This window comes from Fulvivirga imtechensis AK7, assembly GCF_000331535.1.
Lineage (GTDB): Bacteria > Bacteroidota > Bacteroidia > Cytophagales > Cyclobacteriaceae > Fulvivirga > Fulvivirga imtechensis.
In genome coordinates this window covers 1-8,306 of record NZ_AMZN01000158.1, presented here as the reverse complement: position 1 = coordinate 8,306, position 8,306 = coordinate 1, and the positions used below count along the sequence as shown (strand labels likewise).

Here is an 8,306-nt window from a genome sequence, read left to right as displayed (position 1 = left end):
GCTACTCCACCCAGGTAGGGCTAACCTCATTCATAGCAGCGATATCCGGAGGCTTTGGCGGAGTGAATGGCGGCACGGTAGAACAACAAGCCACCTACAACTCCTTCGACAATGCCCTGAACGACATCGGCCTGCTCGGCACCTCCAACGACAGCCGCCCGGCAGCCTACCTGAACTACATCCTGTTCGATGAGCATATGCAATTCTACCAGCATGGCCACGTTCAGATAGGAACAGCGGCCAATGGCGCCCATGAAAAGCTTACACTGAATGATATAGTAGCAGAAAAGGCAGGATTTGTGTATGTTTATATCAGCAGCGAAAGTGCTGCTACCCACTGGGTATATTTTGATGACATGAAAGTGACCCTGAATGAGAGTCCTGTAATTCAGGAGGATGATTATTATCCTTTTGGTCTCACTTTTAACTCCTACCAGAGGGTTACTGCAGACAAAAACAAATACCTCTACAATCAGGGTACTGGAGATAAGCAGTTTAAGACAGAAAGAATTACGGACCTTGATCTTAACTTGGATATGACAAAGTTAAGAATGTATGATTATGCTATAGGGAGATTTGTTCAGGTTGATCCACTTGCTGATCAAGGAGGGCAGGAAAGTATGTCTTCCTATCAGTATGCGTTCAATGATCCAATCAAAAATAATGACCCGCTCGGAGATTGCGTTCCTTGTGGTATAGAGTTAATCAAGACGTTGACAAAGTATAGCGCCATATTGAGTAAAGCAGAAGCACCGGCTCAAAGGCTAATCAGTGGTACTTCTGGGCATGTACCTAGTGAAGTTAATATGGATTCTCAGTCTAAAAAAATTGCTAAGGTTACCAGTACTGCTAATGATATTAATACAGTTGCAGAAACAGGTAAAGAGGTTACAAAAGAAGTTGTGAAAGATGTTGGTGAAGTGGCAGACAAAGGAGGCGAAGCTATATCTGATGCAGGGCTTATAGCATCACCGTTTACGGGAGGATCATCTTTGGTATTGGTTCCAGTAGGAGAGACTGTGTCAGCGACAGGAAAAGTAACTAAAATGTCTGTTAATTTAGCTGAAGGTGATGATGATGCAGCGGCAAAGGAGGCTGTCAATTTAGGGTTTGGGCTTTTGACTAATACGGCTACCAAGACTGCGATAAATCAATCTAAAAAAGTTGGTAATATTACTAATGCAACTGAAGAGGCTACACAAACATCTGTTTTAGGTGGCTTGGGAAGTATGCTTAATAAGATAGTTAATTATTTTACTGAAGATGAGCAAGATTGATGATCCATACGGCAAAGCGGTTCGATGGCAGCTAATCGTAATTCTCATTGGGTTGATAATTTCGATAATAATATTGATTTTGCGATAAATGAGATTAGTTAAATTACTAGGCATTGGAGTAACTATTGCTTATCTCTTGTCATTTGCCACTATTTTTGTAATGAATCCTCAGACGTTTGAAGAAGTTGAATTCTTGGGTATAACTTCATTTAATTTAGATGGCTTTAAAAATCAAATACAAGCAGAGGTATTCAACTATTTTTTAGTTGGTCTTCTTATAATAGTATTTGGAGTTCTCTTATCAATAGAGTCTAAGACGAATAACCTTGGACGTATTGGATCATATTTTATCTCTTTCTCGGGATTGATGTGGATGAGCTTTTCATTCTTTTCTTTAAACCCATCTTCAACAGAAGTCGTCTTTGGAATTACCCATATGATAAGGATAGGTTTATGCTGGATAAGTGGAATAGTGGGGCTAATTTTGGTTAGTGTTGATTTTAGAAAGTATTATCAATTAGAGGTTATTAAATGGATTACACTAGCTGTTGCCATATTAATGTTGCTAGAGCCAGTTTACTATGTTATTAATGATTATTCTGGGATGATATCCCTTATCGCCTGGACAATTTACATGAGTTGGTTTTTTGTATTCTCAATTTTTATCAAATCAAAAGTACAGACCTAAGTAGTTAGGTAGTAATTTCGAAAAGATTTAAGCCTTGCAGGAATGCAGGGCTTTTCATTTAGAGGCGAATGCCTGTTTAGCCTTTACATTTTGAAGGACATTGTCCATGAGATACAAGAGATGCTTGCGGTCATCTTCGGGGAGCTTTTGAATCTCCTGTATCTTTTTGATAATGGAAGTATCCAGCATCACTTCAGTAGTGCCTACCAGATAGTCCAGAGAAACCTCCAGAGCTTGAGCTATGTTTTTGGCAATCTCTACTGAAGGTGTTCTTTCCTCACGCTCATACTTGCCAATAATCGCCCCTGAAGTGCCAATCATTTTAGCAAGAGCTTCACGGGTAAGCCCTTTTTCCTTTCGTAACTCTAGCAGTTTTTTACCTAAATCCATACAAATGGTGTTAAAAATCACCGTTCAGGCGGTGTTTAGCAATAATATCTAAACATTTGGTTAAAAACAACTTCATTTGTTTGGATACTTTTTAAACTATTGTGTATGTTTATGACCAATTGGTAATAAAAAACTTTTTTGAAGATGAAAGATAAAAAGCTCGACCCTACCAACCCCGATCACATTACCTACGAACATCCACCTTTAGGCATAGCCGTTTTGGGTGGCATCAGACTGGAGGGCTTGGACAGAATGCGGGTAACGCTCAAAATACAAGTGGAGCACCTCAGCTTAAGACATAATTTAGACCTTTACAACGACAACCAGACCGAAAAGCTGATCAGGAAAATAGCAGAACGATTGGAGATCGGCACCAGCGTAGCGGCAGCCGCACTAACAGACCTTACCGATGAACTGGAAAAATACAGGCTGGAAGAGATTGAGAAGCAAAATCAGGTACAGGATAAAAAGAAGTTCCTCAGTCCGGAAGAGATCAAAGAAGCACAAGCCTACCTGAAAGCCCCGAACCTGATGCAAAGGACAATGGAAGACATAGGACGTGCCGGAGTGATCGGGGAAGAAAACAACAGGCTATTAATGTACCTGATCTTCACCAGCCGGAAACGGGACAACCCTTTGCATGTGATCAGCCTTGGAAGTTCAGGAATAGGAAAAACCCATTTACAGGAGAAAGTCAGCGCCCTGATACCCGAAGAAGATAAACTGGAAATTACCACATTAAGCGGCAATGCCTTCTACTACTTCGGCCAGCAGGAACTTAGAAACAAGCTGATCTTAATCGAGGATCTGGACGGAGCGGATGAAGTACTTTATCCATTACGGGAGATCAAAAGTAAAAAGCGGATCACCAAAACCGTAGTAGTCAAGAATACCAAAGGGGAGACAAGGACAGTGAGTTTAGTAGTAGAAGGCCCTGTTTGCGTATCAGGCTGCACCACCAAAGAAAGCCTTTATGAAGATAACGCCAACAGGTCATTCCTGATCTACATAGACGAGAGCAAAGAGCAGGACAGTAAAATAATGGCCTTCCAGCGCAAACTATCAGCAGGTAAGATTGATCTGGCCGAGCAGTGGAAACTTATTGAGCAGTTCCAGAATATGCAACGGGTATTGGTTCCTGTTCAAATACGAAACCCTTTTGCAGAAAGCCTGCATATCCCTGATGAAGTGTTCAAACCAAGAAGAAGCAACGCACACTATCTGGCCTTCATTGAAGCGGTGACCTTTTACCACCAGTACCAACGGGAAAAGCAGTATGACAAGGAAACCGGAGAAGAATACATAGAAGCCACGCTGGAAGACATAGAGGAAGTCAATAAGCTGATGAAAGAAGTGCTACTGCGCAAATCCGATGACCTGTCAGGAGCCTGCCGTAATTACTTCGAACGGCTCAAAGACTGGCTCAAACAAGAAGATAAAAACAGCTTTACCAATGTGCAGGCACGCCAAGCCCTGAAAGTCCACCCAAGCAACCAGAAACGTTTTATGCTCGCATTGCAGTCATGGGGATTAATACACAAAGTGAAGGGAGATAAGAAGAACGGCTTTGCCTATGAGGTAACCACCTTTGAAGATCAGGAGCAGCGCAACAAACGAATAGCCGGAGTACTGGATAAAATTTTGACCGGATTACAGAAGATCAAGAAGACCAAAAGAAGTTCATAGCCAGAAAATGAACTACATACCATGCTTTAGAGCATCAGGAAAGGTGATTTTATAAAGAAGTTCAGCCAAACCAGAAAAGACATACCGAAGTGAAAAAACTAGTACTCAATAACCCATCCTTTAGATATTTAGAAAACTCCTTCAAAGAGTGGCTGGACGTGCAAGGGTATGCCGCCAGCACCGTTTACAACCTGCCTTTGCATGTTCGGGAGTTACTCCATTATCTGGAACAACAGGAAATCCAAACTATTAAGGAACTGAAAACCCAACATATTGAAAGCTACTATCAAAAACTAAAAGAACGAAGTAACCAAAAGCGGGGCGGTGGTTTAAGCAATGCCCACCTGAACAAGCATATACAGGCACTCCGAAAATTTACAGAATACCTGCGCAAAGTGGGAAGGCTGGAAATCCCTGAAATCCGGCTGGAGAACGAAGAAACCGAGCACAAAATTACCTACCTGACCACCGAAGAAATCAGCCTGCTGTTTAAAGTTACCTACCAGAAGCCGGAGAAGAAGCCCAATGTATCACCGGAAGTGCTGGAAGCAATGCAGGCAAGGGACAGGGCAATGCTGGCTATCTTTTACGGTTGTGGCTTAAGAAGAACCGAAGGCGTGAGTCTGGATGTTGGCGATATCAATTTTGACAGGTCAATGCTGCACGTAAGAAAAGGAAAGAACTATAAAGAACGGCTTGTACCGGTCAGCAAAACCAACCTGAAATACTTGCAGGATTATGTGTACGACCACCGGCAGGAACTCACCGGAGGAAGTAAAACAGAAGCCTTTTTTATTGCTTCTACCAGCCATAAAAGAATGCAGGGACAAAGCTTGTTTATCAGGCTTAAAAACCTGCAATATCAAACCGGAGATGCTGACCTGATCGAAAAAGAAATCGGGCTGCATACACTCAGGCACTCCATAGCCACCCACTTTTTACAGGCCGGCATGAAGCTGGAAAGCATCAGCCTTTTTTTAGGCCACAGCACACTGGAGAGCACGCAGATCTACACCCATGTAGCAGGAGTAAAACAGGAAATGAAGCAACCATACAATAACATCCCGAATTATGAACCCATCCGATTATCAGAAGACGAAAGATAGCTTTATCACCTACATGAAATCAAGAGCCTTTACCCAAAACAGCATCAGGAGCAGGCTTATTATTTTTAGGATTTACTGGAAGTGGTTGGCAAAGGAGAATTTAGAAGTCGAGCAAGTCACCTACAATGAGTTGTTGGGTTTTATGAAATGGTGCAGCAACAACGGGGCATCCCAAAGGACGATACAAAACTACATAGGCACCATTAAACACCTGTACGAGCATTTTATCAGGGAAGGGAAGGCAACCAAAAATCCGGCTACAGATATCACTATCAAAGGCGTAAAACGGAAAGTACTTTACCACATTATAGAACCTCATGAGCTGCACGCACTTTACAATAACTATCCGGCAACTTCATTACAGCAAAGCAGAAGTCGGGTGATACTGGGCATGCTGGTCTATCAGGGATTGAAAACCTTCGAGCTTGGTATGCTGGAAGTGAATGACATTAACCTTCGGGAAGGGAAACTCAATGTAAAAGGAAGTGCCAGAAGCAACAGCAGGGAAATGAAGCTGGAAGCCCACCAGATCATGGACATCTATGATTATGTGTTGAAGGTCAGGGGTGAACTGATCCAAATGGACACCAAAAGAAAAGCACAAGCCAAAGAAGAAACCAGTAAGCTGTTTATCGGAGAAGGTGGCACCTGTTACAGCTTCAGCAACTTCATGACCCAAGTTATGGTCACAGTTAGAAAGCTCAATCCAAATGTGTTAAATGCAAAACAGATCAGAACATCAGTAATCACCAAATGGCTGAAAATGTACAACCTTAGAGAAGTCCAATACCTTGCAGGCCATCGCTACATCAGCAGCACGGAGAGTTATTTACACAACGACATGGAAGGCTTACAGGAAGAAGTACAGCAGTTCCACCCAGTAGGATAAAAACAAGAAGCTATGCAATCAAAAAACAGAAGCCCATAGGAAAGCGCCCCGAATTAGATAATTTAGTTCCCGAAACTGTCATCTGAATTTACCTATCTTTAAGATAAACCCGCTATGCCTATGAGTCAGGGAAACCACTCAAACCGCCCTTGACAGTGCGGGGGAAAGGCTAAGGCGGGTTCTTTATTCCAAAAACTGTCAAAAAATGAAAAGATTAAACACAGAAGATCTGCACGAGCTCAAAGAGCATATAGAAAATAACTATGCAGGTGATTACGCCTCATTAAGTCTGGAACTATCCAAAGCCGTTTACCTGCTCCATTACCTTGAAAAGGATGTGATAGGCCAATACGATATCCAGAATACCTGCTTTGCATTGCAGCGACTAAATGAATGCTTCCACCATGCACATTACAAGAAATGGAGAGAGCAGTTTAATAACTAAAAAAATCAGAAGAAGGCCCCTGCACTTCTGCAGGGGCTATATGAAACTAAAAGTAAGAATGAAAATGTTATCTTTACATAAATCAAATCCAAGTTATATGGATATCCAGTCAGAAAAGCTTTTTTTAATAGAGCAACTTGCCAGAGTTCAGGATCTTAATATTATTGCCAGAATTAAGGCGATATTGAAAGAAAGCGGTGAAGCTACAGTTGGTTATAAGGCAAATGGAGAAGCTATTAATCAATCTGAACTGATTGCCCGCGCGGAAGCCTCTAACCAATCTATAAAAGAAGGCCGCACCAAAAGCATTGAGCAACTTCGTAAAGAGGTAAAGAACTGGTAATTAAATGACTGTAGAATTAACCGATCTTGCCGAAGAAAGCCTTCGGGAGATACACTGCCGTTTTTCTAAAAACAAAGCCCAGGAGGTAATAGATAAAATATTGGACAGGGCAGCGACATTGTCCACTCTTGCCAACAGAGGGCGTATAGTTGAAGAGCTCCGCAACCTTAATCAGGGACATCGTTTTATCCTTGAAGGAGATTATAAGATCATATATCTACAGGAAGAAGAAACTGTTTATGTTACAGACATCTTTAACATGAACCAACACCCTGAAAATATCAGAAAGAGGTACCTGTCACGCTAAGAGCCAACCACACAAGTCCGCCCCAAGACCCACGAGCCAACCCGCTTTGCCGCTAATGGCGGCAGTTAGAAAAAGCGGTGTGCCTGCGGTGCGTTGGTCAGGCTGCGTTCCGTAAAACTGCAAGTCTTCACGCCTTAAAACATGCGCTACACACTGATTATTAGTTGAAATGATTACCAGCTTTGCGAAAAGCTACAGCAGGTAAAAAGGCATCAGAGTGCAGCGCATATTTAGCAGCCGCACAAATCCCACTTGCATTTTACTCCACTTGCTGCCCATCCGCTCCTCGGCACGGCTGTTCCTATTTTTATTTTAGTTGATTGATAGCCTCCGGCAGGTAGGCAAAAATAAAAATCCACAGCCCGTGTTTGTGCTCGCCTTGCAGGCTCACTTCGGCTCCCTGCGGTCGGGGTTGCACCCCACGCCCAGTCACTCCCTACGGTCGCTTCTCCTGGGCGGCCTCGTTCACACTCGCAAGACGGCTCGCGAAGGACAGTGCTCATAGCCAGGTGAGTGCGATCCGCAAAGTAAAATGAAAAGACAGTGCTAACCTTCCGCGCTCTGTTGACTGCCTGCCCTGATGAAATGTAGTGGTTCGCTTGGATGCTCATTTTTAGGAATAAATCCGCACAAAGCCACCCACAACCAAAGCTTTATCCCTAAAAATCGAGCTTAACTTTTTTCCTTCGAAACATAAAGAAACTTGCCATTACCTCCATCATCATTGAAGCCTCTAATAGTAGTTAAATATCTTTTAAGATCAGATGCTTCTGTCTCACTATCACACGGAATGATTTTATCTGCTTGAAAATCTGAATCCTCTGTTAATCCTACATGCCACTTATTAAAATTACGTTCATCGTTGGATGATAACGTTAAACAATAGGTTATTACTTCCTGAATGTGACGTTCTGGAAGGTTTTTGTACTTGAAATTTGTAAACATATCTGTCAGTTTTATAAAATGATTTATTATAAATACGACAAAAGTTTAAAACGGCAGAAAAAAATATCATTATCTTAAAACCTGAAAATGGGATGCAGAAAATTAACATATTATGAGGCAGGGGAAGGCATAGAAAAATCGCCTTTAAAAATTTTGGGTGCGCCAGAAGAAAAAATCCCTTCGCTAATTTTTTGCAATAATTATACTCCCTTTGGTCTCACTTTTAACTC

At 42.2% G+C, this 8,306-nt stretch carries 10 protein-coding genes; 8 read left to right on the top strand and 2 right to left on the bottom strand.

Annotated features, from left to right (window positions below):
• Both C900_RS27450 and C900_RS27445 read left to right on the top strand, forming a co-directional pair.
• Positions 1-1,277 (top strand): RHS repeat-associated core domain-containing protein (locus C900_RS27450; protein ID WP_040497691.1); only part of this gene is annotated, 1,277 nt, incomplete at its 5' end.
• Between the two features lie 88 nt (positions 1,278-1,365).
• On the top strand, positions 1,366-1,965 hold the full coding sequence (locus C900_RS27445; RefSeq protein ID WP_009583757.1) for a hypothetical protein: 600 nt from the start codon (positions 1,366-1,368) through the stop codon (positions 1,963-1,965).
• 54 nt (positions 1,966-2,019) lie between these two features.
• On the opposite strand, the gene C900_RS27440 is transcribed toward C900_RS27445, so the two are convergent.
• The gene (locus C900_RS27440; RefSeq protein ID WP_009583756.1) at positions 2,020-2,355 is read right to left on the bottom strand and encodes a helix-turn-helix domain-containing protein; all 336 of its coding nucleotides are present in this window, start codon (positions 2,353-2,355) and stop codon (positions 2,020-2,022) included.
• A gap of 144 nt (positions 2,356-2,499) precedes the next feature.
• Here C900_RS27440 and C900_RS27435 point away from each other — a divergent pair, with 144 nt between their 5' ends.
• The 6 genes from C900_RS27435 to C900_RS27410 all read left to right on the top strand — a co-directional run bounded on the left by C900_RS27435 (position 2,500) and on the right by C900_RS27410 (position 7,131).
• On the top strand, positions 2,500-4,041 hold the full coding sequence (locus tag C900_RS27435) for a hypothetical protein (protein WP_009583755.1): 1,542 nt from the start codon (positions 2,500-2,502) through the stop codon (positions 4,039-4,041).
• 89 nt (positions 4,042-4,130) lie between these two features.
• A complete protein-coding gene (locus tag C900_RS29075; protein WP_009583754.1) occupies positions 4,131-5,147 on the top strand; it encodes a tyrosine-type recombinase/integrase in 1,017 nt (338 codons plus the stop codon).
• On the top strand, positions 5,113-6,036 hold the full coding sequence (locus tag C900_RS29585; RefSeq protein WP_009583753.1) for a tyrosine-type recombinase/integrase: 924 nt from the start codon (positions 5,113-5,115) through the stop codon (positions 6,034-6,036). The genes C900_RS29075 and C900_RS29585 overlap by 35 nt, the downstream gene beginning before the upstream one ends.
• Before the next feature lie 205 nt (positions 6,037-6,241).
• Positions 6,242-6,481 carry a hypothetical protein gene (locus tag C900_RS27420; protein WP_009583752.1) on the top strand — a complete coding sequence of 80 codons (240 nt, stop codon included), beginning with the start codon at positions 6,242-6,244 and terminating at the stop codon, positions 6,479-6,481.
• A 40-nt stretch (positions 6,482-6,521) separates the two neighbouring features.
• Positions 6,522-6,824, top strand: coding sequence for a hypothetical protein (locus C900_RS27415; protein WP_009583751.1), 303 nt, complete (start codon positions 6,522-6,524; stop codon positions 6,822-6,824).
• Positions 6,825-6,828: 4 nt separating this feature from the next.
• Complete coding sequence (locus C900_RS27410; protein WP_009583750.1) at positions 6,829-7,131, top strand: type II toxin-antitoxin system RelE/ParE family toxin; 303 nt, start codon at positions 6,829-6,831, stop codon at positions 7,129-7,131.
• A gap of 672 nt (positions 7,132-7,803) precedes the next feature.
• On the opposite strand, the gene C900_RS27400 is transcribed toward C900_RS27410, so the two are convergent.
• The gene (locus tag C900_RS27400; RefSeq protein ID WP_040497689.1) at positions 7,804-8,076 is read right to left on the bottom strand and encodes a hypothetical protein; all 273 of its coding nucleotides are present in this window, start codon (positions 8,074-8,076) and stop codon (positions 7,804-7,806) included.
• Positions 8,077-8,306 lie beyond the last annotated feature (230 nt).

What these genes read in the sequence shown, in the direction of transcription:
- C900_RS27420 (WP_009583752.1), top strand. Translation starts at nt 6,242, where the DNA reads ATGAAAAGATTAAACACAGAAGATCTGCACGAGCTCAAAGAGCATATA.
- C900_RS27415 (WP_009583751.1), top strand. Translation starts at nt 6,522, where the DNA reads ATGAAACTAAAAGTAAGAATGAAAATGTTATCTTTACATAAATCAAAT.
- C900_RS27440 (WP_009583756.1), bottom strand. Translation starts at nt 2,355, where the DNA reads ATGGATTTAGGTAAAAAACTGCTAGAGTTACGAAAGGAAAAAGGGCTT.
- C900_RS27445 (WP_009583757.1), top strand. Translation starts at nt 1,366, where the DNA reads ATGAGATTAGTTAAATTACTAGGCATTGGAGTAACTATTGCTTATCTC.
- C900_RS27400 (WP_040497689.1), bottom strand. Translation starts at nt 8,076, where the DNA reads ATGTTTACAAATTTCAAGTACAAAAACCTTCCAGAACGTCACATTCAG.
- C900_RS27435 (WP_009583755.1), top strand. Translation starts at nt 2,500, where the DNA reads ATGAAAGATAAAAAGCTCGACCCTACCAACCCCGATCACATTACCTAC.
- C900_RS27410 (WP_009583750.1), top strand. Translation starts at nt 6,829, where the DNA reads ATGACTGTAGAATTAACCGATCTTGCCGAAGAAAGCCTTCGGGAGATA.
- C900_RS29585 (WP_009583753.1), top strand. Translation starts at nt 5,113, where the DNA reads ATGAACCCATCCGATTATCAGAAGACGAAAGATAGCTTTATCACCTAC.